This window comes from Chromobacterium sp. FG22, from assembly GCF_057809415.1.
In genome coordinates, this window is the sequence record NZ_JBMDJX010000006.1 from 219,224 (window position 1) to 240,862 (window position 21,639).

Consider the following 21,639-nt stretch of genomic DNA (forward strand, 5'->3'; position numbering starts at 1 on the left):
GCACGGCGGGTGTTGCGGATGTTCCGGGTTGTTGTTTTGCGCCCGCCTGCGTTGTTGTCGGTGTGTGCAGGGCGGGCGGTAGCGGGTAACTGTCGTCGGTCATGGTGTTTCCTTCATGTGGGCTTGAAGCCCGCGCCGCCGCGGCTGGGCGGCGCGGGAGGGTGAATCAGGATTGGGCCAGCGGACGGACTCCGGCGGACCATTCGGGCCGGACCTGGCCGGGCAGGATGTCCAGCCGGACCCGGGCCAGCGGCAGGTTGCCGAGCCGCTGCATGACGGCTTCCAGGAAATGCATGGAGGCGTCGCCGCGGGAACGGAACTCGGTGGCCAGCATCCAGTTGGCCGGCGCGCCGGAGGCGTGGCATTCGCCGGCCAGCAGGGTTTCGTTCCAGCTGGACACTTTCAGCCCGTGGCCTTGGGCGGCGGCGCGGATTTCCCGGCGCGCGGCCTTGACCGCTTGCGTGGGGCAGATGACCGACAGTTGATAGCGCTGCGGCCGGATGTTGTGGCGGATGATGTCGTTCATGGCGATCTCCTTGCGATCCGGCTTCCGTCGCGTGCGGACGTGCCGGCCCCTGCCTGGCGGCATGCGATGACAGGGTTGTTTTTGACGGTGGCGAGGCGCGCGGGCCTATCCCGCCGCCGTCAGGCGGAGGAGATCAGGCGGTGCGGGCGGCCTCGGGTCTGCAAGATCGGGGTTCCGGTTCTTCAGACATGGCTGGCCTTTCTTGGCGGTGGGGTTGAACTCAATGGACGCTCAGGCGCTGGCCGCCCAGCGACGGGGCGTGGCCCGCGTCTCCGGCTTGCGGCGTCCCCAGCGGACGCGGTGAATCTCCGGCATCTTGCTCAGGCGCAGCGCCATTTCATTGAAGGCGCGGCGCAGGGCGACCGGGCAATCCAGGCGCACGCTCAGGCAGGCTTGTCCGGAGGCGGCGGCCGGGGTGATGGCGACGTGGGTCGCCGCCAGGCCCAGGGTGTGCATTTCCCAGAAGAGTTGTTTGCGCAGCGCGGTAATGACCGGGATGTCGCAAATCACATTCAGGTGGCAGCTGGTTTCGTCTTGGCGTTTGCTTGGATTGCGCGCGAGATAATTGAATAACCAAGCCAGTTTATTGTGGCGCATATTTCACTCCCTCATTTTCATTTTGAAAATGCGACGGACAGCATTATTCCCTTTCTGTGTTTTATAGACGCAGAAATAAAAATAATTTAATGGTCGATTGCGATGGTCGGCGGCGGCTAATTGGCCGGTCCCGTTGTCGCAATAAGGGAGGGGCTCAGATCAGCAATTCGCCAAGGGCCGGCGCGGTCGCGGTTCAGGGTCTTCTATCAACATCGGAACCTCCTGCTGGCTGGCAGCGTTTGCGTTTAGTGGGATCGCGCGGACATGGCCGCGCGCGGGAAGTCGGGGTGGGTTCAGTGCGCCAAATGAGCCCGTTGGGCCAGCAAAAAGGCGCGGTTGGGCACGCGCGGGCGCTGCGCGTGGCGCGCCCAGTGAACCCGGTTGACCTGAGGCAGCTGGCAAAAATGCGCGGCTAGCTGGTTCAGGCAACGGCTGGCCACGTCCGGACAGGCGAAGAGCACGCTCAGACAGGCCAGGTCGTTGTCGCCGGCGGTCAGGGCGATGCGTTCCACCTCCAGGCCGCGGGCGTGCAATTGCTTGGCCGCTTGCACGCGCAGCATGGTCAGGTCCGCATGGACGCAAAAAATGTTCAACTGGTAAACGGCGGCCGGGGCGGTGGTTTTGCCTGGGCGCAGCAGGGCTGCCAGTTTAGTGATCAAGCGCATGATGATTCCTCCCATTGGCGATGCAAGGAGGACGCGACGAAATCCGAAGGCAAACGCCGTCAAAGGGAATCCGTGCGCAATCAGGCGGCAAGCCGCCTGCGCGGCGCGAATCTGGGGATGTCTGAAAAGCTTGGCCGTTCGGCCTGGGGTCCGGCTCGCACTGGGCCGCGCGCTAGGCGGGTCGCTGATGTGCGTTGTTGCCGAATTTTAGACACCACACCCTGTCATTGCAGGATGTGGCAGAGAAAAGGGTCTGCTAAATCCTGCAAGACGGCGTTGCGATACAAGATCGACTACTTCCGTCGTTGTCCACGATGAACCTTTGCAGTATTTGAGATGCCCGGATTATAGGGGGCTTTACGAGGATAGGCAATCCTGAATCAAACTTTTTTACATTTTTGTGTGCGGCGCAACACTAAATAAGCCATGGGCATGGGATGGAATGAAAAACGGCGTCGCAATGCCTGAAGCCGGGTCTTCAATGCGGCGGATATTCGCCGTTTATTAATATAAGAAACGGTTCAAAGTCTCGCGAGCCAGAACAAGACAAGGCGAAAACGAGCGTAAGAGCGGAATTGCTCGTGGCGCATGAGCCTGTTGAGCTCGCACTCACCCTGCAAGGCTTCACGAAGCGCGGCAGACTTTGAGCCGGTTTCAGCAGGAATCAATCGTCGCCGTAAGCGTAAGGCCCGCCTTTTTCCAGCGCGGCCCGATAGGCCGGCCGCGCATGGACGCGGCGCAGGAAGTCCAGCGCATGCGGATGTTCCCGATTCAGATAACCGCGCGCGCGCGCGGCTTCCAGCGGAAAACTCATCTGGATGTCGGCGGCGCTGAAGACGGGGCCGGCGAACCAGCCGTGGCGGGCCAGGCAGCGGTCGGCATGGCTGAGCAGCGCGTCCAGCTGCGGTTGCAGATAGGCGCGACGGACGCCGGCGGCCAGTTTGCGCGCCAGCGGCCGCAGCAGCCAAGGGACCGGTGGCCGGTCCAGCCGCGAGAACACCAGGCTCATCACCAAGGGCGGCATCAGCGAGCCTTCGGCGTGGTGCAGCCAGAACAGGTAATCGCTGTGCTCCGGCGCGCCGGCGGCGGGCTTGAGCCGGCCTGAGCCGTAGGTGTCCACCAGGTAGTCGACGATGGCGCCGGATTCGGCCAGGGTCAGCTCGCCGTCGCTGATCACCGGGGACTTGCCCAGAGGGTGCACCGCCTTGAGTTCCGGCGGGGCGAGCAGGGTGAGCGGATCGCGCTGGTAATGCTGAATGCGGTAGTGCAGGTTCAGCTCCTCCAGCAGCCAGAGCACGCGTTGCGAGCGGGAATTGTTCAAGTGGTGGACGGTGATCATGGGCGGGTTCTTCCATTGCGCCGGAGCGCGCTAGATGGGGAGCCGGCTGCCGGCCTTGACTTCGCGCAGCGCCAGGCTGGAGTGGATGGAGTGCAGGCCCGGGGTGCGGCGCAGCACGGTTTCGATGAAGTCGCTGTACGCGTCCAGATTGGGCGCGACCACTTGCAGCAAATAGTCGGCGTCGCCGGTGATCTTGTGGCAGGACAGCACCTCCGGGCGCTCCCGCATCCGGTCTTCAAAACGATTGGGCGCGTCGTCGGCGTGCTGGCCGAAACTGAGCCGGACAAAGGCCAGCACATCATAGCCCAGCTTGCGGCGATCCAGATTGGCCTGGTAGTCCTTGATGTAGCCGGCTTCCTCCAGCCGCTTCAGCCGCCGCCAACAGGGGGTGACGCTGAGGGACAGCCGTTCGGCCAACTTGGGGTTGGACATCGCTCCGTCCTGCTGCAGCAAGCGCAACAGAGTCAGATCCGTATCATCCAGCGGAGTTTTGAGTCTATTCATGCTCAACAATCGCTTTCAATATTGCTTTCTTGCTCCAGATTAGCGCCGAAGGCGGGGCAAAAGCAAAACTATTCCAGCGGCCGCGGCGCATACTGGGACCTTGCCTTATTCAAGCGAGAAACGAGGAGGGACGGCGATGTTGACGATTTACAGCGATGCGCACCATCTGCACCATGGTTGCGAGTTGAAAGACGGGGTGTTGATGCCCTGTTTCGAGCAGCCGGGGCGCGCCGACACCATCTTGGCGCGAGTGAGGGCGACGGGGCTGGGCCCGGTGGCCGCGCCGAGCGAATACGACAGCGAACGTTACGCCCGCGTGCACAGCCGGCGCTATGTACGTTTTCTGGAACGGGCCTGGGACGAATGGACCGCCGCCGGCCGCAGCCACGACGCCTTGCCGCTGATCTGGCCGGTGCGCGATCTGCGCGGCGACATCGAACCCGAATTCATCGACGGCAAGCTGGGTTTTTACGCGATGGACGCCGGGGTGGCGATCACCGCCGGCACCTGGAGGGCGGCGCGCGCCAGCGCCGACGTGGCCTTGACCGGCATGGACGCCTTGCTGGCGGGAGAGAAGAGCGCCTTCGCGCTGTGCCGGCCGCCCGGCCACCACGCGGCCGCCGAGTATATGGGCGGCTACTGCTATCTGAACAACGCGGCGATCGCGGCGCAGTCCTGCCTGGACGGCGGCGCGGCCAGGGTGGCCTTGCTGGACGTGGACTACCATCACGGCAACGGCGGGCAGAGCATTTTTTACGAGCGCGACGATGTGATGTTTCTGTCCTTGCACGGCGATCCCAAATCCTCCTACCCGTATTTTTCCGGCCATCGCGACGAGCGGGGGCGGGGCGCCGGCCTGGGCTTCAATCACAATTACCCGCTGCCGCACGGCACCGGCTGGCCGGCCTACGGCGAAGCCTTGCGCCACGCTTGCGGGCAAATAGCCGCTTATGCGCCGGACGCGCTGGTGGTGTCGCTGGGCGTGGACACCTTCAAGGATGACCCGATCAGCCAGTTCCGCCTAGAGAGCGAAGACTTCCTGCGCCTGGGCGCATGCATCGCCGGGCTGGGTTTGCCGACGCTGTTCGTGATGGAGGGCGGTTATATGGTGGACGATATCGGCGTCAACGCGGTGAATGTGTTGACGGGCTTCCAGGCGGGCGGCGTAGGCGTTTGACCTGGGTCAGCCCGGCGGCGAATAAATCGCCGGGCCGCCGGCCGGCAAGCCGAACTTGTGAAAAAAATGTAAAAAGCATAGAGTGGCGGGTGTAAAATTGCTTACACCCGACAACTTCAGAGTTATTTCTCATGAAAAGCGGCCATCCCGACTCCGCAGATCGAAGTCCCAGCGCGTTTTATCAGCATTTTTCGCCCAACCTACCCCTGGCGGGCAAACGCCATGTCAAATGGCGGCTCAGCGCCCGACAGGAGGAAGTCTTGCTGCATGCGGCGTTGATCGCCTGTATCGCGCTGGTGGGGCTGTTCGCCTATCTACGCCACTAAGCGCCCGTTCCAAGGAATCCATTCAAAGTCCGCCGCGCTTCGTGAGGCGCGGCGAGCGCCGGCGTTCGGCATGCTCGCGCGCCCTTCGTATATTCCGCTTCTTCAGCCGCAACGCCTTGTCTCGCTTTAGCTAGCGAGATCGTAAACACGTTCCAAGGCCCGCCGGCACAGCCTTATCCTGCGTTGCGCAGCGCGAGGCGGGGCGAATTTTGAACGGCTTCTAAGCCGGCTGCGCCTGTTCCGCGAGATCGATTTCGCGCCGCAGCTGTTTCAGCGTCGGCGTCACGATGGCGATGAAGCTGGCCTCGCGCAGCCGGCGCTGCGCCGAATGCGACAGCAGAAAGCCGGCCGCGCCGGCGTGCAGCTGAGCCGACATCGCCGCGCGCAGACACAATTCGCCCACCGCGGCGCGCAAGCGCAGCACGCTCAAGGGTTGAACCTGGCCCGCCTCGGCCTGAGGCGCCAGCGTTTTCGCCTCGCGCCACAAACCGGCCAGTTCGGCCGCCAGATCCTGATACGAGTGGTCCAGCCAGCGATTCTGCTCGCCGTCGCGCAGATTGGCTTCCTGGATGTCGTCCAGGCAGCCTTGCACAATGCCCAGGCCCGCCGCCGCCTGCGCCAGCACGAAGCCGGGGCGGACGCGCCGTATGAAGGCGGCGAAGTCGGCCGGTTCCGCCGCCATCCGCTCGGCGGGCACCAACACCTTGTCCAGCCTCACGCTCAACGTGCGGGTGCCGGCCATGCCGGCGGTGGGCGGCCCGTCGCAGAGCCGTACCCCCGGTGCGTCGCAATCGGCGACGAAGACCAGCTTGCCGCCGTCCGAGGCGGCCGCCGCCGCGGCGAACACATGGCCGCCGCCGATATTGGACACCCAGGGCAGATCGCCGGATATCCGATACCCGCTGGGGCAAGGTTCTGCATGCAGCCGCAGCGGCTCAAGGCCGGCCAGGTGCTTGATGGCGTTGGACAGGCCGGGGCCGCCCAGGCGCCGGCCCGCGGCCAGTTCCGTCATCAGCGATCTCAGCTCCGCCCGCGGCGCCGCGTGGCGCAGCAGCCATACGCTGGCGCTCTGGCACCAGGCCAGAAAGGCGGTGCTGCCGCAAACCGCGCCGACTTCGGCGATGGCCGCCATCGCCGCGACCAGGCCCGGCCCGTCGCCGGCTTCCGTCGGCAACAAGGCCGCGTAGGCGCCGTCTTCGCCCAGGCCGCGCAATATCTCCTCCGGATAATATCCTTGCTGATCGATGGCGGCGGCCAGCGGCGACAGTTGCAGGCGGACGCGTTGGTCTACGCGGCGGAGCAGGGCGAGGGATTCGGCTTGGTGCATGGCGCGGGGAGGGGCGTGGTTGATTTCAGCGGCATTCTGGGCGGGATAGACGGCGCTGTCTATGTGTACAGCATGACATCTGTCCCTGCCGATTGAGCGCGCGGCGGAACTTGTCCACGCCATCGCGGCTCTATCTTTTTTATTATTGACACCGTTCCCGCCGCGCTTTGGCGCGGGCAGTTCATAAGCGCGGAACGGGGAAAGGTTCCGATGAGCGCATCTCCCATTCTATCCCTTGGCCTGTTGCTGGCCGCGCTAGGCCTGGCAGGCCCCAGCCTGGCGCTGGACCTGGACCTCAAGCCGACGCCGCCCGAAACGGCGAGCCCCGCGGCCAAGCCGCCGCCGGGCTGGAGCCTGGGCTACGACAGCAAACGCTTCAGCTATCCGCCGTCCGAACGTACCCGCCTGCTGGCGGACCAGGCGCTGCGCAGCAAGCAAGAGCCCAAGACGCCGGTGGACTGCCAAAGCCATCCCGGCTATGCCTATTGCCAGCCCAAGGGCGCCGAGCGCGCCTACGCCTCCGCGCCGCCCCAGCCCATGGGCAGCGCCAAGCTTTGCGATCAGGACCCCTATTCGCCGCAATGCGCGGACAGCGCCTTGCAGCTGCATACCCGCAACAGCAATTGCGCGCCGGACGACAGAAACTGCCAGGGGCTGGGTCTCAGCCTCAAGTGGGGCGACTGAGCCGAGGCCTGGGACTGGACGGGACGCGGCAAGCCGGTAAACTGCCGGGCATTGAACCCACTCAGCGGCCGGCATGCGCATCCTCCACACCTCGGACTGGCACTTGGGCCAGCATTTCATCGGCAAAACCCGCCTGGCGGAGCACCAGGCCTTCATCCACTGGCTGCTGGAGCAGGCCGACGTCCACCGGGCCGACGTCGTGCTGGTGGCCGGCGACATTTTCGACACCGGCGCGCCGCCCAGCTACGCGCGCGAACTCTACAACGGCCTGATCGCCTCCGCTCATCGCGCCGGCGTGCAACTGGTGCTGCTGGGCGGCAATCACGACTCCGTGGCCACACTGGCGGAAAGCCGCGCGCTGTTGTCCTATCTGTCAGCCAGCGTGGTGCCGGCCCTGAGCGAGGACCCGGCCGATCAGGTCCTGATGCTCAAGCGCCGCGACGGCGAGCCGGGCGCGCTGCTGTGCGCTTTGCCCTATATCCGCCCGCGCGACGTGCTGCGCAGCCAGGCCGGCCAGAGCGCCGAGCAAAAGCAGCAATCCTTGCAGGACGCCATACGCGAACGCTACCGGCAGGTGTACGAGCAAGCGCTCCGCCGCCGCGAACAATTGGGCCTGCCCCTGCCCATCGTCGCCAGCGGCCACCTGACCACGGTGGGCGCCAGCGCCAGCGAATCCGTGCGCGAAATCTACGTCGGCGCGCTGGAAGCCTTTCCCAGCAACGCCTTCCCGCCGGCCGACTACATCGCCCTGGGCCACATCCACCGGCCGCAGAAAGTGGGCGGCCACGAGCACATCCGTTACAGCGGCTCGCCCATCCCGCTGAGCTTCGACGAAGCCGGCCAGGGCAAGGAAGTGTTGCTGGCGGAGCTGGACGAGCAGGGCCTAGGCTCCGTCCGGCCGCTGGCGGTGCCTTGCTTCCAGCCCTTGCGTTCGGTGCGCGGCAGCCTGGCGCAGTTGCCGGCGCTGTTGGCGCAGGCGGCGGAGGCCGGCAGCGCGGAACGGCCGGTCTGGCTGGAGATCGTGGTCAGCGCCGACGACTACCTGAGCGATCTGTCCGCCCGCGCGCAGGCGCTGTGCGCCGATCTGCCGCTGGAGCTCTTGCGCGTGCGGCGCGACCGCGGGCAGGCCGCCTCAGGGCTGGCCTCGGCCGCCGGCGAAACCCTGGACGAACTGACGCCGCTGGATGTGTTCGAGCGCCGGCTGGCGCTGGAAACCCTTGATCCGCCGCTGCAGGAGCAACTGCGGCTGCGCTATCGCGAAACCCTGGCCGCCTTGCGGGAGGAACAGGCATGAAGATACTGAGCCTGCGCCTGAAAAACCTCAACTCGCTGCAAGGCGAATGGAAGCTGGATTTCAGCGCCGAGCCCTTCGCCGGCAGCGGCTTGTTCGCCATCACCGGCCCCACCGGCGCGGGCAAATCCACCTTGCTGGACGCCATCTGCTTGGCGCTCTACCACAAGACGCCAAGGCTGGACGCCGTGACCCAGGGCAGCAACGACATCATGAGCCGGCACACCGCGGACTGCCTGGCGGAGGTGGAGTTCGAAGTCAAAGGCCGGCGTTACCGCGCCTTCTGGAGCCAGCGCCGCGCCCGCGACAAGCCGGACGGCGCGCTGCAAGCGCCCAAGGTGGAGCTGGCCGACGCCGACGGCGAGATCCTCAGCAGCCAGGTGGCGGACAAGCTCAAGCGCGTCGAAGCCATCACCGGCCTGGATTACGAACGCTTCACCAAGTCCATGCTGCTGGCGCAAGGCGGTTTCGCCGCCTTCCTCAACGCCGACGCCAACGCGCGCGCGGAACTGCTGGAAGAACTGACCGGCAGCGAAATCTACGGCCTGATCTCGCAACAGGTGTTCGAGCGCGCCCGCGACGCGCGCCAGACCCTGGAGCAATGGCAGGCGCGCGCCGACGGCGTGGAGCTGCTGGAACCGGAGCGGCGCGCGGACATGGAGGCCAGGCTGGCCGCGCTGGGCGCGGCCTCGCGCCAGGCGCAGGCGGACTGGGAGCTGGCGCGCAAGCAATGGCAGTGGCGCGAAGCCCTTGAACAGGCGCGGCGTCAGAGCGCGGACGCCGACGAGGCGTGGCGGCGGGCCAGCGAGCAGGAGGCGCGGGCGGAGCCGGAACTGGCGTGTTTGCGCCGCGACGAGCCGGCGCGGCGCATCCTGCCGCAATGGCGGGAAGCGGAGCAGGCGCGGGCGGAGCTGCTGCGTCTGAGCGCGGAAAGCCAGGCGCTTGGCCATGCGCAAGCGGCACGGAACGCGGACTGGCAGGCCGGCCATTGGCGGGCCTTGAGCCAGGCCCGCCGGCTGGAGCGGACCCAAGGAGCGCGTCTGGACGCGCTCAAGGCCGCGGCGGAGGAACAAGAGGCCGCCGCCCGGCGGCTGAGCCATCGCGCGCGCCTGGGCGAGTTGCTGGAACGTTGGCGCGCCGGTTTCGATCAGCAGCAGCGCTTGCGGCAACAGCGCGACGGCTGCGCCGCGCGCGTCGCGGAGCTGGACGCCCGGACGCTGAACCAGCGCCAGGGCCTGGCGGCCTTGAACGCGGAGACCGAGGCGGCGGAAGGACGCGGCCTGGAGACCGCCGCCGCGCTGCGGCGGGCGGAAGAGAGCGGCCGGGCGGCGCTGGACGGCCGCAGCCTGGCCGAATGGCGCGAGCAATGGCAGCGCGCGCTGCGCCAAAACACGGCCTTGCGCGGCCTGGCGACGCTGGCCGCCGAACTGAAGCCGCTGGAAGAGCGGCTGGCCGGACGGCGCGAGGAAAGAGCGGCGCAGGAGGCCGAGCGAGCGCGCCGCGACGCCGACTTGCAGCGGCTGCGCGCCGATTACCGGCTGGCGCAGGAACAAACGGCGGACAAGCGGCGGCTGCTGGAGCAGGAGCGGCGCATTCTCAGCCTGGAACAGCACCGCGCCGCCTTGCGGCCGGGCGAACCCTGCCCCTTATGCGGCGCTTGCGAGCACCCGGCGGTGGCCGCCTATCAGGCGCTGGACATCGGCGCCGCCGAAGCGGCCTTGAACGCCAAGGAGGCCGCGCTGGAGACGCTGCGAGAACAAGGCCAGCAGGCGGCGGCGCAGCTGGCGCGCGACGAAGCGCAGCTGCGCCAGCTGGACGCGGCGATGGAACAGGAACAAGCGCGCCGCGAAACCCTGGCCGCGCAATGGCTGAGCGAGGGCGCGCCCTGGGGGCTGGCGGACGGGGACTGGCGCGGACCGCGGCTGGAACAGGCTTGCCGGGACGCGGAAGGGCTGCAGCAGCGGCAGGAAAGCGCGCTGCGCGCCGCCGAACAGGCGGAAGCGGCGCTGGAACGGGCGCGCGCGGACGCGCGGCGGCAAAGCGAGGCCGTTCAGGCGCTGGGCCAGAAATGGGCCTTGCAAGAACACGGCCTGCGTAGCCTGGAACAGAGCCTGCAAACGCTGCGGGACGAGCTCGCGCAGCGCGAGGCCGAGCTGAGGGAACTGGCCGGCGGCCGCGACGCCGACATCGCCGCCGCCGGCTTCGAGGCCCCGGAAGCGGGGCAGGAGGCCGGCTGGCTGGAACAGCGCGCCGCCGATTGGCGGGACTGGAAAGATTTGGAACAGGCTCGCCGGCAAGCGGAAACCGACGCGGAGGCCCAGGCCGCCGCGCACCGGCTCGCCGGAGAACGAGTCGCGGATTGGGACGCGCGCTGGCGGGCGCTGCGGCTGCCGGACGGCGCGCCGCCGCAGGAGGACGGCGACGCCGAGGCCGCCTGGCTGGCCGCGGTCGCGGATTGCGAGGAATCCGCGCGGACCCTGGCCCAGATCCAGGGCGCGCTGGAACGGGTGGACAGCGACGCCGCGCGCCAGCGGCGGCGCGCCGAGGACGCGGAACAGGCTTGGGCCCAAGCCCTGGCCGCCAGCCCGTTTGCGGACGCCGCCGCCTTTCTGGCGGCGGCCTTGCCGGAGGCCGAGCGCGAGCGCTTGAGCGCGCTCGGCCGGCAACTGGAGCGGGAAAGGCTGAGCGCGGCGGCGCTGCGGCAACAGGCCGCGGAACGGCTGGCGGCGCTGGAGCGGGACAACGCCTCGCCGCAGCCGGAACCGGAATTGCGCCAGCGCATGGAAGCGCTGGACGCCGAGCGGCAAAGCCTGGCCGGCGAGGACGGCGCCTTGCGCGCCTTGCTCGACAACGACGCCGCGCGCCGCGACGGCCAGCGCGAGCTGTTCGCCCGCATCGACGGCCTGCGCGAGGAGGCCGACGTCTGGCAGCGCTTGAACGGCCTGATCGGCTCCGCCGGCGGCGACAAATACCGCCGCTTCGCCCAGGGTCTGACGCTGGAGCATCTGGTGGCGCTGGCCAACCGCCACCTGAGCCGGCTGCACGGCCGCTATTGGCTGCGCCGCCGCGCCGACGGCGAGCTGGAGCTGGAAATCGTCGACAGCTGGCAGGCCGACGCCGCGCGCGACACCCGCACCCTGTCCGGCGGCGAAAGCTTCCTGGTCAGCCTGGCGCTGGCGTTGGCCTTGTCCGACCTGGCCAGTCACAAAACCTCGATCGATTCGCTGTTCCTGGACGAGGGCTTCGGCACTCTGGACGGCGACACGCTGGAACTGGCGCTGGACGCCCTGGACGCGCTCAACGCCGGCGGCAAGACCATAGGCGTGATCAGCCATGTGGAGGCCTTGAAGGAGCGCATCCCGGTGCAGATTCGGGTGGGCCGGGCCGGCGCTGCCGGTTGCTCCGCGCTGACGGTGAGCGGCTAAGAAATTGTTCACGATCGGCGGCGCGTCGTGACATGCTGCACGGTGAGCGCCGCTTCGAAATGCTGATGCGCCGCGTGTGCATTCGGCTTTCTCAGCGGTTTTCGCCTCGCTCTGGCTTGGAGACCATGAACAGGCCCGCCTCAGCCGGCGGCGAAGTCGGCGAGCGCGGCGCCGTCCATCCGGTAACGCACCCATTCCGCCTGCGGCTTGGCGCCGATGGACAGGTAAAAGTCTATGGCCGGCTGGTTCCAGTCCAGCACGCTCCATTCGAAGCGGCCGCAGCCGTGTTCCACCGCCAGCTGGGCCAGGCGGCGCAGCATCAGCTTGCCGGCGCCGCCGCCGCGTTGCCGCGGCGAAATATACAGGTCTTCCAGATACAGGCCCTGCTTGGCTTGCCAGGTGGAATAGCTGAAGAAGTAGACGGCGTAGCCGGCCGGTTCGCCGTCCACCTCGCAAATCAGCGCCCGCGCCGGGCTGTCCGCGCCAAACAGGCTGGAGACGATGCTGTCCTCGGTGGCGGCCACTTGATCGCCGGCGCGTTCGTAGACGGCCAGCTCCTTGATGAGGCGCAGGATCAGCGCGGCGTCTTGGGCTTGGGCGGGGCGGATATGGATGGACATGGATGGAACCTGAATAGTGGTGAATGGATTAAGCGCTATACTACGGCCAAGACAAACTGCATGCGCTGCATTGTTTTCAAGTCATGATGAACATCTTGCATTCCGACCTGCGCCGCTTGGACCTCAATCTACTGCTGGTCTTCGACGCCTTGCTGCGCCAGCGCTCGGTCAGCGCCGCCGCCGACGAACTGGCGATGAGCCCGTCGGCGTTCAGCCACGCGCTGGCGCGGCTGCGCGCCGCCCTGGGCGACGATCTCTTTGTGCGCATCGGCAATGCGATGCAGCCCACCGCCTACGCGGAAAGACTGGCCGGCGCGGTGAGCGCCGCGCTGGAAACGCTGTCGCAAGGGCTGGCCGAGGCCGGCGGTTTCCAGCCGGAGCGCAGCGAACGGGCTTTTGTGATCGCGGTGACCGACTACACCGCCTTCGCGGTGATGCCGCGCCTGCTGGCGGGCTTGCAGCGGGCGGCGCCGCGGCTGCGTTTCAAGCTGGTGCATTCCCGCGGCCGCGAGTCCGCCGAGGATCTGGCCGCCGGCCGCATAGACTTCGCGCTGGGTTATGTCGAGGAGATTGCGGAGCCGGCGGCCGGGATTGAAAGCTTCGACTGGCTGGAAGACCGCTACGTGGCCATCGTCAGCCGCGCCCATCCGCGCATCCGGGACGGCCTCAGCCTGGATCAATACCTGGCGGCGCGCCACGTGGTGGTGACGCCCTGGGGAGAAAGCCGCGGCGGCATCGATCGCGCGCTGGAGCGCCGGGGCCTGCGCCGCGACGTGGCGCTGCAACTGCCGTCGGTGCTGGCCGCGCCCTTCATCATCGCGGAGTCCGAATGGATCATGACGCTGCCGCGGCTGGCGGCGCAGGCCTTGAGCCAGGCCGCGCCCATCGCCGTTCACGCCGCGCCGTTCGATATCCCGTCCTACACCCTCAAGGTGTACAGCCACGCCCGCCACGGTCGCAGCGCCGCCCATGATTGGCTGCGCGCGCAATTGCGCGCCTGCGCGCCGTCGCTTCAGGCTTAGAAGGTGTTCACGCTCTTGCGAGCGAGAGCGAGACAAGGCGTTGCGGCTGAAGAAGCGGAGTGTTCCAGCGGCGGACGAGCAATCTGACGCCGTACTCGCCGTGTAAGGCTCCACGACGCGCAGCAGATCGTAAACAGGCTCTTAGCGCCGGCTCAGCCCAGCCGTCGCGTCCAATGCCCCTGGATGCGCAGGGCCTGGAAATAGCGCTCCGGCGCGGCGAAACCGGCGTTTTGCAGCAAGGCCCGTTGTTCGGCCTCGGTCAAGGGGTGGAAATCGCGCTCCAGCTTGAGCCGCATCTGGGCGGCGTCCTCCGCGCTCATGCCCAGGCTTTGAGAAGCGTGGCCGCCGGCGGCGGCCAGCGCGGCGGACGGCGCCGCGGCAAGGTCGGCCAGCAGCAGCGGGGCCTCCGGCCGCAGTCTGGAGCGGGCGGCGCTCAGCAGCGCCAGCTTGGCCGGAGAAGGCAGGAAATGCAGCACCAGCAGGCAGAGCGCCGCGTCGAACTCCGTTTCCGGCAAGGCGTCCAGCGCGCAGGGGCGGAAATCCACGCGGCCGGCGACATCCGCTTGCTCCAGGCGCCGCCGCGCAATGGCCAGCATGTCGGCGGACGGGTCTTGCGCGCAAAAGCGCCAGCCGGGATGCCGCCGCGCCAGCGCGAGGGTGTCGCTGCCGGTGCCGGCGCCGACGACCAGCACGCGCGCATCGGCGGGCAACAGGCCGGCGAGCAAGGCCTCGCTCAATTGGTGCAGCAGGGCGTAGCCCGGAATCAGCCTGGCGATGCGCTCGTCGTAGCCGTCGGACCCGCCGCCTTGAAATCTGTCCATACCTTTTCCCCTTAAAAACGAGGCGCCCTGGGCGCAATGACAGGCGTGGCGGCGGCTGGGCCTGAAATGCGCTTATCATGGTGGCTTCAAGCATGCGCGGTCAAGCCGGGCCGTTGTTCGGGGCGGCCGCGCCAGGAGAAGCCGATGCAAGCAGAATGGAGCGGTCTGGACCGCTATTACACCGCGGCGTTGCGGGTGGAGGACGGCGTTTTGAACGGCGCGCTGGCGGCTAACGCCGCCGCCGGCCTGCCGGCGCAGGACGTGTCGCCGCTGCAAGGGCGCTTTCTGCATATTCTGGCGCGTTTGATGCAGGCGCGGCGGGTGCTGGAGATCGGCACCCTGGGCGGCTACAGCACCATCTGGCTGGCGCGGGCGCTGCCGGCAGACGGCCGGGTGGTGACCTTGGAAGCCAATCCGGCGCACGCGGACACGGCGCGGGCCAATCTGGCCGCCGCCGGCGTGGCGGACAAGGTGGAACTGCGGGAAGGCCCGGCGCTGGACAGCCTGCCGCTGCTGGCCGGGGGCGAGCCCTTCGATCTGATCTTCATCGACGCCGACAAACCCAACAATCCGGCTTATCTGGAATGGGCGCTGAAGCTGGCGCGCCCCGGCGCCGCCATCGTCGGCGACAATGTGGCGCGCGGCGGGGCGGTGGCCAATGTGGTCAGCCAAGACCCCGGCGTGCGCGGCGTGCGCCGCTTCATAGAAGACATGGGCGCCGAGCCGCGGCTGACCGCCACCGCGCTGCAAACCGTGGGCGTCAAGGGTTGGGACGGGTTTTCCATCGCCATCGTCAATGAAACGGCCTGAGAATCTGTTTACGATCTGCTGCGCGTCGTGAGACGTGACACGGTGAGTACCGCTTCGAAATGCTCATGTACCGTGACACTCTGCTTTCTCAGCGGTTTTCGCCTTGTCTCGCCTGAGCTCGCAAGATCGTAAACACGTTCCGAGCGCCGGCTCGCGGGAAGGCAAACCGGCGCCCGCGCTCAAGAGCAGGCGGAGTCCAGCGCCGGATTCGCGTCCGTTTCCTCCGTCTGCGTCTGAGCGACGCCGCGCAGGAACAGCGCCACCACCAGCGCGCTGAGCACGGTCAGGGCGGACAGCACCGTCAGCAGCCGTTGGAAGGCGGCGGCGTAAGCCTGGGACAGCGCCTCCGGCGCGAGGCCGGGCAAGAACTCGCCGACGGCGGCCAGCTTGCCCAGCGCCCCCTGGCTGGCGGCCGCGGCCAGCGCTTGGGGCGCCGCCGCGGACAAGGGAGAGAGACGTTGTTGCAGCAGGGCCGCCAGCAGCGCGCCCACCAAGGCCAGCGCAATGCCTTCGCCCGCCACCCGCGTGGTGCTGAATATGCCGGCGGCCATGCCGGCGCGCTCCTTGGGCACCACGCTGACAGCCAGACCGTCCATCAGGCCCCAGGGCAGGCTGATGCCCACGCCTATCAGCAGCAAGGGCCACAAGGTCTGTTGCAGCGCGGACAGCTGCGGATAGCGGCTAAGCCACCACAGCCCCAGCGCGCACAGCAGCAGGCCGCCGGCGGACAGAACCGCGGCGGACAGCCAGCGCGTCAGCCAGGCCGCGCACAGCGGCAGCGCCAGCATGGGCGCGGACAAGGCCAGCATCACCCGGCCGGCCTCCGCCTCGCTGACGCCTTCCGCCCCCACCAGGCGCAGCGGCAGCAGCACCAGCAAGACCACGAAGGCGTAAGCCGGCGCGGCGGCCAGACATTGCACGCCGACAAAGCGCGGATAGCGGAACAGGCTCAGGTCCAGCATGGGACGCGCCGCGCGACGCTCCAGCGCCACGAACAGCCAGAACGCGGCTACGGCCCCCAAGAGCAGGACAATCACCCGTGGGCTGCTCCAGCCCAGCTCCGGCGCCGCCAGCGCGCCGTAAGTCAGCAGGCTCAGCGCCAGCGTGAAGCTGAGCGCGCCCGGCCAATCCAGGCCGGCGGCCTGAGGGTCGCGCGATTCGCGCATGCAATAGACGGCCAGGCCCAAGGCGAGCAGGCCCACCAGGCCGGCCAGCGCGAAGATGGAACGCCAACCCAGCGCCTGAATCAGATAGCCGCACAGCAAGGGGCCAAAAGCCAGGCCGATGCCGAAGGTGGTGCCTATCAGGCTGAAGGCCCGCGTGCGCGCCGCGCCGGCGAAGCTTTGCGCCAGCGCCGCCAGGCCGCTGGCGAAGGACAGCGCCGCGCCCAGGCCTTGGGCCGCGCGCAGCAAGTCCAGCCACAGCAGGCTGCCGACCAGGAACAAGCCCAGCGAGGACAGGGAGAACAGGCCAATGCCGAGCAGAAACACCCGTTTGCGGCCGTATTGATCGGCCAGCGCGCCGGCCGCCATCAGGCAGCCGCCGAAAGTGAGCATGAAAGCGTTGGTGACCCAAGTCAGGGCCAGCGCGTCGCCGCCCAGCTCGCGGCCTATCGCGGTCAAGGCCAGCGCCGGGCCGGTGAAGCTGAGCGGCGTGGTCAGCGCGGCCAGGCAGACCGCGGCCAGGGTCAGTAAAGGAGCGCGTTGGGAGGGCGCCGGTTTGGAGGGATGCATGATTTCGCCTTTCAAAGAGTGGGACAAGCGCCCGCGCGGCGCGGCGGGCGGATGCGGATGGTCATTGGGCGAACACATGATAATTTGACGGCAATTGACGAAAAACAGGCGCTGTGTCCAAATTAAGCGGACAAAAAATCCTCAATAAGGACGTGGGCATGGATAGTTTGAGCAGTTTGGCCGCTTTTGTACGCGCCGCGGAGGCGCAAAGCTTTGTCGGCGCCGGCCGCGCGCTGGGCGTGTCCTCGTCCGCCGTGGGCAAGAGCGTGGCGCGGCTGGAAGAAAAACTGGGCGTGCGGCTGTTCCAGCGCAGCACCCGTCATGTGCGGCTGACGGCGGAGGGCGAATTGTTCTACGAACGCTGCCGCCGCATCCTGGACGATATCGACGACGCCGAGGCCGAACTGGCGCAGAGCCGCGCCGCGCCGCGCGGCAAGCTGCGGGTCAGCCTGCCGGTGGTGGGGTATCGCATGTTGCTGCCCATCCTGCCGGACTTCATGCGGCGTTACCCGGAAGTGGAGCTGGACCTGGATTTTTCCGACCGCATGGTGGACGTGATAGAAGAGGGCCTGGACGCGGTGGTGCGCAGCGGCCCGTTGGCGGATTCCCGGCTGATGGCGCGGCCCTTGGGGCCCTTCCGTCTGCTGGTGGTGGGCTCGCCGGGCTATCTGCGCGAACGCGGCGCGCCGCAAAGCCCGGAGGACCTGGCCCATCACGCCTGCCTGCGCTATCGCTTCCCCAGCACCGGCAAGCTGCAGACCTGGGCGCTGGACGGCGCGCCGGCCGGCCAGGACTGGCCGCCCAGCAGCGCCTTGAGTTGCAACAATATCGAGGCGCTGATCTGCGCCGCCAGCCAGAATCAGGGCCTGGCGTACTTGCCGGACTTCATCGTGCGCGACGCGCTGGCCGCCGGCCGGCTGCAAATCGTGCTGGAGCCCTATCTGGGCCAGACCGGCATGTTCCATGTGCTGTGGCCGTCCAGCCGCCAGCTGTCGCCCAAGCTGCGCGTCTTCGTGGACTTCCTATGCCAGCGCATGTTCGCGCCGCCTACGCGCCGCGCTGACGGCGGAAAGCCCACCAGGCGGCCAAGAGACTGAAGCCGGCCACCAGCAGCACCAGCACCCAAAAGCCGTGCGGATGATTGGCCAGCGGCACGCCGCCCACGTTCATGCCGAAGAAACCGGCGACGATATTGATGGGCAGCGCCAGCACCGTCACCAGGGTCAGCGTGAACAGGGTGCGGTTGCTCTGCTCGTTCAGGCGCGCCGCCAGTTCTTCCTGCAAAAGCTTGATCCGTTCCACCAAGGCGGCCAGATCGTTCAGCGTCAGCGCAAATTCCTCGGAAGACTGACGCAGCGCCTGCGCGTCGGCCGCGTCCAGCCAGGCCGGCGGCCGGTTCAGCAGGCGGAACAGCGCGCTGGGCTCGGGCGCCAGCAGGCGCTGCAAGCGCACCAGGGAACGCCGCATCGCCGCCAGCTGCGCGCGCTGATCGTCCAGCCTTTGCGCCAGCAGCCTGTCTTCCAGCACATCCACCTGCGCGCCGCTGGCGCGCACAATGCCGGCCAGCGCATCCGCCTGGTTCTGCAGCAAATGCACCAGCAAGGCCGCCGGCGAGCGGAAGGCCGCGCCGGCGCGCACCGCCGCGCGCAGCCGGTCCACCGAGTGTAGCGGCTTGACGCGCGCGGTGATCAGCACCCGCGGCTGAGCATGCGCCCACAGGGTGGCGATGTCCGACGAGGCCAGGCCAAAGCTGAAAGCCACGTCGTTGATTACCGCCAGTAAGGCCTGATCCAGCAATTCGATGCGGGTGGAGTTGGAGCCGCCGCGCAAGGCCTCGAAAAAATCCTCCTGCAAGGGCAAGGCCGCGCGCAGCCAGCGTTCGCTGGCGGCATTGGCCAGATTGAAATGCAGCCATAGAAAGGCGTCGCCGTCCGGCGGCGCGCGCAGCCAGGCTTGCGCCTGAGCGGAATCGATCTCTTCGCCGGCGCAATCCGGATGAAAACGAAAGCCGCAGATCAGCCCGGCCTGGTCCGAGCCGTATTGCTGCTGGGTAATGACGTGGTTCATGGCGCGTGGCCGACATGGTGGAATACAGCTCAGCTTAGGCGCGGCGGATGACGAAATGGTGACGATGAGATGAAGGGGAGGGGCTGAAGTTTTTTGGGAGCGCGCTTTTGTTTTCTTATAGCAGGAAATGGTGCCGCTGATTTTGCTCAGCTTGGTGACGGTGAGGATTGACGCATGCAATAAAGCTTTTCTATTTTTATGGGTTCATTGAGGCGTCACGAGAGTATGGATCGTCTGGCGCAACTTGGCATTGCTCGTCCACATTGGCTGGCCAGGCAGGAACCTGGCTGGTACGCATGGCAAGCCATCGGCCGGGATAGCAGATTAAATAAATCAGCAAAAAGGCCAACCTCATTGACCACGGCATGGCACTTACATAAAAATCGGTGCGCTGCAGGCCAAACCAGAACGGTTCTCTCTGGTCTGCAATCGGCAGGCAAGCCTTGACTTCCTGGATGACGCTGGTCGGGCCTTCTTCCATATAGCGGCGGATGAACTCCCAATGCTGTTTCAGCAGCTCCCGGTCTTTCGCCCCTACCGCCAACTCTGAGAAGGCGAAAGTGGCGGACACCTTGCCTTCCGCATCCAGCTTGTGGCCCTGAATCTCCCAGGTATTGCTTTTGCCTAGGCCCAAGCAAAAAAAGCTGTGGTCCCAGTCAAACTCCACGATCTTTCCCCCAGGCTGAAACGCGAATATTTTTCTAGATTTCCTGTTTAGACGGATCGGGTAGTGGGTCAGCGCGAAGGCCTCTTTTCTTAACAGCCAGATCAAGATGCTGCCTATCAAGCCGGGGCCGAACAGCAGTAGCAATACCGTCTGGGTCCAGGCTTGTTGCGGGGAATAATAGGGGCTGGAATTGGCGCCGATGGCAATCAGGATGAAATCCAGCGCGATAGTGGCGCAGCCTATGGGAACGATGTAGAAGATGGCCAGCAGCACGCTGCTCATCATGCCCTTCCAGCGGAAATACTTGTCAACCAGCTCTAGATAAGTACTGTTTATCTTGATCACGGCCAACTGATAAGCCAGCGGCAAATCCAGCTTTTGGTGAATATCCAGACCGTGCTCTTGCTCCAACCGGGTCAAGGGACGGTTGATGGTGTATTTTTGATATAAGCCGGTATATTCCATGGTGGTGAGAGTGTAATGGACGGCATGCCGTCCAGATTGGATTCAGTAGTTGAAGTACATCACACCGAACGCACCTGGGTCACCGGGTTTGCGTTTGGTTTTTTTGGGAAGGTCGATGTTGTCAGGGTCAGGCAATCCCATGGTTTTGAATACTTGTGTGGCCGCATTGACAAACATCATGAATCTTTTCCCGGTTACGAAAGAATATGCTCCGAGGAGTAGGTACATCGCTAATGATGCGTAGATGTATCCGATGTTCCAGAAAAAATAAGGAGCATCGTTATCGCTAATGAAGTCAAATAGTATCGCTAATAGAGGCGCAAAGATGGTTGCTAAAAAAGTAGTGGAGAGAAACCACCATTTAACTACTGTTTTGATATGAGGGATTTTGCCGCGGGAGCAATGTGGGTAGAGTGCAATGATTCTATCTTTTGGGCGGGCAATGGCAACAATTTCAAAATGGTTTTCACGCGGTGTGCCAATTACATCGACAATGTCTCCATCTTGGAATGGGCTATACCAAACCCAGCCTTTGGCGGGTAGCCCATTAATTTCCATCTCAATATAGTCGGCTTGCTCGCGTAAGTTGCTTGCATCCCTAGCGGTGCTAGCGGCCATGCCGGCTGCGCCGGCTAGTGCTCCTGCGATGGCGGCCAAGCCCATGATGTTGCGGTCGCGGTCGGTAAAGAAGAAGTTGGCCATTTCTCGTGTTTTTTTGTAACGGGAAATTTTGCCGTTAATTTTGCTTAGCTGCATTGTTGGCGTAAGAGCAACTAAGTCGTTTGTTACAGACATGGCTATGCTTGGGCCAGGGTCAGTAGTTGAAATACATCACGCCGAATGCGCCAGGATCGCCTGGCTTGCGTTTTGTGCGTTTGGGTAGGTCGATGTGGTCAGGGTTTTGTAGGTCCATCACTTTAAAAATACGTGTTGCTGCATGTACATACATCATAAATTTCTTCCCTGTAACATACGCGTACGCCCCAAAAATGGCATAAACTGCTGCACATACATAAATGTAATCGAAATCTATTAAACTAAAAATTTCGTCTTTACCAGAAATGAAATCAAAAAAACCAAAAACAAGAGGGGCTAATATTGCAACCAAAAAAGATACTGACAGAAACCACCATTTGAATACGGTTTTGATATGTGCAATTTTGCCACGGGAGCAGTGTGGGTACAGTGCGATAACTTTGTCTTTGGGGCGGGCTATTGCAATAATTTCAAAATAACCATCTTGTTGGGTTCCAATAAGCTCAACTTCATCGCCTGCTTGAAAGGGACTAAACCATACCCAGCCTTTAGCGGGTTGACCATTTATGCTCATTTCAATATGGTCAGCTTGCTCTCGCAGATTTGTAGTATCTCGTGCAGTACTAGCAGCCATGCCTGCTGCCCCGGCCAAGGCTCCTGCAATTGCGGATAGGCCCATGATGCTGCGATCATGGTCGGTAAAAAAGAAATTGGCAAGTTCTCTGGTTTTTTTGTAGTGCGATATTTTTCCACTGATTTTGCTTAGCTCCATCGTTGATGGGGTGGGCGCTAAGCTGCTAGGTGGTGATATCGCCAT

21 protein-coding genes are annotated in these 21,639 nt (G+C 65.3%); 8 read left to right on the forward strand and 13 right to left on the reverse strand.

Annotated elements, in window-relative coordinates:
* Nucleotides 1-166: 166 nt before the first annotated feature.
* The 5 genes from ACODSD_RS08630 to ACODSD_RS08650 all read right to left on the reverse strand — a co-directional run bounded on the left by ACODSD_RS08630 (nt 167) and on the right by ACODSD_RS08650 (nt 3,631).
* The gene (locus ACODSD_RS08630; RefSeq protein ID WP_107799183.1) at nt 167-526 is read right to left on the reverse strand and encodes a hypothetical protein; all 360 of its coding nucleotides are present in this window, start codon (nt 524-526) and stop codon (nt 167-169) included.
* Nucleotides 527-757: 231 nt separating this feature from the next.
* The gene (locus ACODSD_RS08635) at nt 758-1,123 is read right to left on the reverse strand and encodes a hypothetical protein (RefSeq protein ID WP_107799182.1); all 366 of its coding nucleotides are present in this window, start codon (nt 1,121-1,123) and stop codon (nt 758-760) included.
* Nucleotides 1,124-1,416: 293 nt separating this feature from the next.
* Nucleotides 1,417-1,788: a hypothetical protein gene (locus tag ACODSD_RS08640; RefSeq protein WP_048414716.1), complete on the reverse strand. Its 372-nt coding sequence runs from the start codon at nt 1,786-1,788 to the stop codon at nt 1,417-1,419.
* 664 nt (nt 1,789-2,452) lie between these two features.
* Nucleotides 2,453-3,127 (reverse strand): glutathione S-transferase family protein, encoded by a 675-nt coding sequence (locus ACODSD_RS08645; protein WP_235088771.1) that lies wholly within the window; start codon nt 3,125-3,127, stop codon nt 2,453-2,455.
* A gap of 30 nt (nt 3,128-3,157) precedes the next feature.
* Nucleotides 3,158-3,631, reverse strand: coding sequence for an Lrp/AsnC family transcriptional regulator (locus ACODSD_RS08650; RefSeq protein WP_227108254.1), 474 nt, complete (start codon nt 3,629-3,631; stop codon nt 3,158-3,160).
* 136 nt (nt 3,632-3,767) lie between these two features.
* On the opposite strand from ACODSD_RS08650, the gene ACODSD_RS08655 reads away from it, so the two are divergent.
* Together ACODSD_RS08655 and ACODSD_RS08660 are read left to right on the forward strand one after the other, a co-directional pair.
* Nucleotides 3,768-4,808, forward strand: a complete 1,041-nt coding sequence (locus tag ACODSD_RS08655) for a histone deacetylase family protein (RefSeq protein ID WP_253314241.1) — start codon at nt 3,768-3,770, stop codon at nt 4,806-4,808.
* Nucleotides 4,809-4,939: 131 nt separating this feature from the next.
* The gene (locus tag ACODSD_RS08660) at nt 4,940-5,134 is read left to right on the forward strand and encodes a hypothetical protein (protein ID WP_107799178.1); all 195 of its coding nucleotides are present in this window, start codon (nt 4,940-4,942) and stop codon (nt 5,132-5,134) included.
* 220 nt (nt 5,135-5,354) lie between these two features.
* Here ACODSD_RS08660 and ACODSD_RS08665 read toward each other — a convergent pair whose 3' ends face one another.
* A complete protein-coding gene (locus ACODSD_RS08665; RefSeq protein WP_488877181.1) occupies nt 5,355-6,461 on the reverse strand; it encodes an acyl-CoA dehydrogenase family protein in 1,107 nt (368 codons plus the stop codon).
* Nucleotides 6,462-6,671: 210 nt separating this feature from the next.
* On the opposite strand from ACODSD_RS08665, the gene ACODSD_RS08670 reads away from it, so the two are divergent.
* The 3 genes from ACODSD_RS08670 to sbcC all read left to right on the forward strand — a co-directional run bounded on the left by ACODSD_RS08670 (nt 6,672) and on the right by sbcC (nt 11,861).
* Complete coding sequence (locus tag ACODSD_RS08670) at nt 6,672-7,145, forward strand: hypothetical protein (protein WP_107799176.1); 474 nt, start codon at nt 6,672-6,674, stop codon at nt 7,143-7,145.
* Nucleotides 7,146-7,218: 73 nt separating this feature from the next.
* Nucleotides 7,219-8,439, forward strand: coding sequence for an exonuclease subunit SbcD (gene sbcD / locus ACODSD_RS08675; RefSeq protein WP_488877182.1), 1,221 nt, complete (start codon nt 7,219-7,221; stop codon nt 8,437-8,439).
* Nucleotides 8,436-11,861, forward strand: a complete 3,426-nt coding sequence (gene sbcC / locus ACODSD_RS08680) for an exonuclease subunit SbcC (RefSeq protein WP_488877183.1) — start codon at nt 8,436-8,438, stop codon at nt 11,859-11,861. Before sbcD ends, sbcC begins: the two co-directional genes overlap by 4 nt.
* 140 nt (nt 11,862-12,001) lie before the next feature.
* Here sbcC and ACODSD_RS08685 read toward each other — a convergent pair whose 3' ends face one another.
* Nucleotides 12,002-12,481 carry a GNAT family N-acetyltransferase gene (locus ACODSD_RS08685; RefSeq protein ID WP_107799173.1) on the reverse strand — a complete coding sequence of 160 codons (480 nt, stop codon included), beginning with the start codon at nt 12,479-12,481 and terminating at the stop codon, nt 12,002-12,004.
* A gap of 86 nt (nt 12,482-12,567) precedes the next feature.
* Here ACODSD_RS08685 and ACODSD_RS08690 point away from each other — a divergent pair, with 86 nt between their 5' ends.
* Nucleotides 12,568-13,503, forward strand: coding sequence for a LysR family transcriptional regulator (locus tag ACODSD_RS08690; protein WP_107799172.1), 936 nt, complete (start codon nt 12,568-12,570; stop codon nt 13,501-13,503).
* Nucleotides 13,504-13,655: 152 nt separating this feature from the next.
* Here ACODSD_RS08690 and ACODSD_RS08695 read toward each other — a convergent pair whose 3' ends face one another.
* Nucleotides 13,656-14,324, reverse strand: coding sequence for a class I SAM-dependent methyltransferase (locus ACODSD_RS08695; RefSeq protein WP_107799171.1), 669 nt, complete (start codon nt 14,322-14,324; stop codon nt 13,656-13,658).
* Nucleotides 14,325-14,468: 144 nt separating this feature from the next.
* Here ACODSD_RS08695 and ACODSD_RS08700 point away from each other — a divergent pair, with 144 nt between their 5' ends.
* Nucleotides 14,469-15,134: an O-methyltransferase gene (locus ACODSD_RS08700; RefSeq protein ID WP_107799170.1), complete on the forward strand. Its 666-nt coding sequence runs from the start codon at nt 14,469-14,471 to the stop codon at nt 15,132-15,134.
* A gap of 179 nt (nt 15,135-15,313) precedes the next feature.
* Here ACODSD_RS08700 and ACODSD_RS08705 read toward each other — a convergent pair whose 3' ends face one another.
* Nucleotides 15,314-16,867 (reverse strand): MFS transporter, encoded by a 1,554-nt coding sequence (locus ACODSD_RS08705; protein ID WP_488877184.1) that lies wholly within the window; start codon nt 16,865-16,867, stop codon nt 15,314-15,316.
* 158 nt (nt 16,868-17,025) lie between these two features.
* Here ACODSD_RS08705 and ACODSD_RS08710 point away from each other — a divergent pair, with 158 nt between their 5' ends.
* Nucleotides 17,026-17,964 carry a LysR family transcriptional regulator gene (locus ACODSD_RS08710; RefSeq protein ID WP_488877185.1) on the forward strand — a complete coding sequence of 313 codons (939 nt, stop codon included), beginning with the start codon at nt 17,026-17,028 and terminating at the stop codon, nt 17,962-17,964.
* Here the strand turns inward: ACODSD_RS08710 and ACODSD_RS08715 are convergent.
* The 4 genes from ACODSD_RS08715 to ACODSD_RS08730 form a co-directional block, all read right to left on the reverse strand.
* Complete coding sequence (locus ACODSD_RS08715) at nt 17,915-18,934, reverse strand: transporter (RefSeq protein ID WP_107799168.1); 1,020 nt, start codon at nt 18,932-18,934, stop codon at nt 17,915-17,917. The genes ACODSD_RS08710 and ACODSD_RS08715 overlap by 50 nt on opposite strands.
* A gap of 196 nt (nt 18,935-19,130) precedes the next feature.
* A complete protein-coding gene (locus ACODSD_RS08720) occupies nt 19,131-20,066 on the reverse strand; it encodes a DUF6708 domain-containing protein (protein WP_235088759.1) in 936 nt (311 codons plus the stop codon).
* Between the two features lie 42 nt (nt 20,067-20,108).
* Nucleotides 20,109-20,861, reverse strand: a complete 753-nt coding sequence (locus tag ACODSD_RS08725) for a putative type VI secretion system effector (protein ID WP_488877186.1) — start codon at nt 20,859-20,861, stop codon at nt 20,109-20,111.
* Nucleotides 20,862-20,880: 19 nt separating this feature from the next.
* Entirely contained in the window at nt 20,881-21,639 is a 759-nt protein-coding gene (locus ACODSD_RS08730) for a putative type VI secretion system effector (RefSeq protein ID WP_235088755.1), read from the reverse strand.

What these genes read in the sequence shown, in the direction of transcription:
- ACODSD_RS08630 (WP_107799183.1), bottom strand. Translation starts at nt 526, where the DNA reads ATGAACGACATCATCCGCCACAACATCCGGCCGCAGCGCTATCAACTG.
- ACODSD_RS08635 (WP_107799182.1), bottom strand. Translation starts at nt 1,123, where the DNA reads ATGCGCCACAATAAACTGGCTTGGTTATTCAATTATCTCGCGCGCAAT.
- ACODSD_RS08640 (WP_048414716.1), bottom strand. Translation starts at nt 1,788, where the DNA reads ATGCGCTTGATCACTAAACTGGCAGCCCTGCTGCGCCCAGGCAAAACC.
- ACODSD_RS08645 (WP_235088771.1), bottom strand. Translation starts at nt 3,127, where the DNA reads ATGATCACCGTCCACCACTTGAACAATTCCCGCTCGCAACGCGTGCTC.
- ACODSD_RS08650 (WP_227108254.1), bottom strand. Translation starts at nt 3,631, where the DNA reads ATGAATAGACTCAAAACTCCGCTGGATGATACGGATCTGACTCTGTTG.
- ACODSD_RS08655 (WP_253314241.1), top strand. Translation starts at nt 3,768, where the DNA reads ATGTTGACGATTTACAGCGATGCGCACCATCTGCACCATGGTTGCGAG.
- ACODSD_RS08660 (WP_107799178.1), top strand. Translation starts at nt 4,940, where the DNA reads ATGAAAAGCGGCCATCCCGACTCCGCAGATCGAAGTCCCAGCGCGTTT.
- ACODSD_RS08665 (WP_488877181.1), bottom strand. Translation starts at nt 6,461, where the DNA reads ATGCACCAAGCCGAATCCCTCGCCCTGCTCCGCCGCGTAGACCAACGC.
- ACODSD_RS08670 (WP_107799176.1), top strand. Translation starts at nt 6,672, where the DNA reads ATGAGCGCATCTCCCATTCTATCCCTTGGCCTGTTGCTGGCCGCGCTA.
- sbcD (WP_488877182.1), top strand. Translation starts at nt 7,219, where the DNA reads ATGCGCATCCTCCACACCTCGGACTGGCACTTGGGCCAGCATTTCATC.
- sbcC (WP_488877183.1), top strand. Translation starts at nt 8,436, where the DNA reads ATGAAGATACTGAGCCTGCGCCTGAAAAACCTCAACTCGCTGCAAGGC.
- ACODSD_RS08685 (WP_107799173.1), bottom strand. Translation starts at nt 12,481, where the DNA reads ATGTCCATCCATATCCGCCCCGCCCAAGCCCAAGACGCCGCGCTGATC.
- ACODSD_RS08690 (WP_107799172.1), top strand. Translation starts at nt 12,568, where the DNA reads ATGAACATCTTGCATTCCGACCTGCGCCGCTTGGACCTCAATCTACTG.
- ACODSD_RS08695 (WP_107799171.1), bottom strand. Translation starts at nt 14,324, where the DNA reads ATGGACAGATTTCAAGGCGGCGGGTCCGACGGCTACGACGAGCGCATC.
- ACODSD_RS08700 (WP_107799170.1), top strand. Translation starts at nt 14,469, where the DNA reads ATGCAAGCAGAATGGAGCGGTCTGGACCGCTATTACACCGCGGCGTTG.
- ACODSD_RS08705 (WP_488877184.1), bottom strand. Translation starts at nt 16,867, where the DNA reads ATGCATCCCTCCAAACCGGCGCCCTCCCAACGCGCTCCTTTACTGACC.
- ACODSD_RS08710 (WP_488877185.1), top strand. Translation starts at nt 17,026, where the DNA reads ATGGATAGTTTGAGCAGTTTGGCCGCTTTTGTACGCGCCGCGGAGGCG.
- ACODSD_RS08715 (WP_107799168.1), bottom strand. Translation starts at nt 18,934, where the DNA reads ATGAACCACGTCATTACCCAGCAGCAATACGGCTCGGACCAGGCCGGG.
- ACODSD_RS08720 (WP_235088759.1), bottom strand. Translation starts at nt 20,066, where the DNA reads ATGGAATATACCGGCTTATATCAAAAATACACCATCAACCGTCCCTTG.
- ACODSD_RS08725 (WP_488877186.1), bottom strand. Translation starts at nt 20,861, where the DNA reads ATGTCTGTAACAAACGACTTAGTTGCTCTTACGCCAACAATGCAGCTA.
- ACODSD_RS08730 (WP_235088755.1), bottom strand. Translation starts at nt 21,639, where the DNA reads ATGGCGATATCACCACCTAGCAGCTTAGCGCCCACCCCATCAACGATG.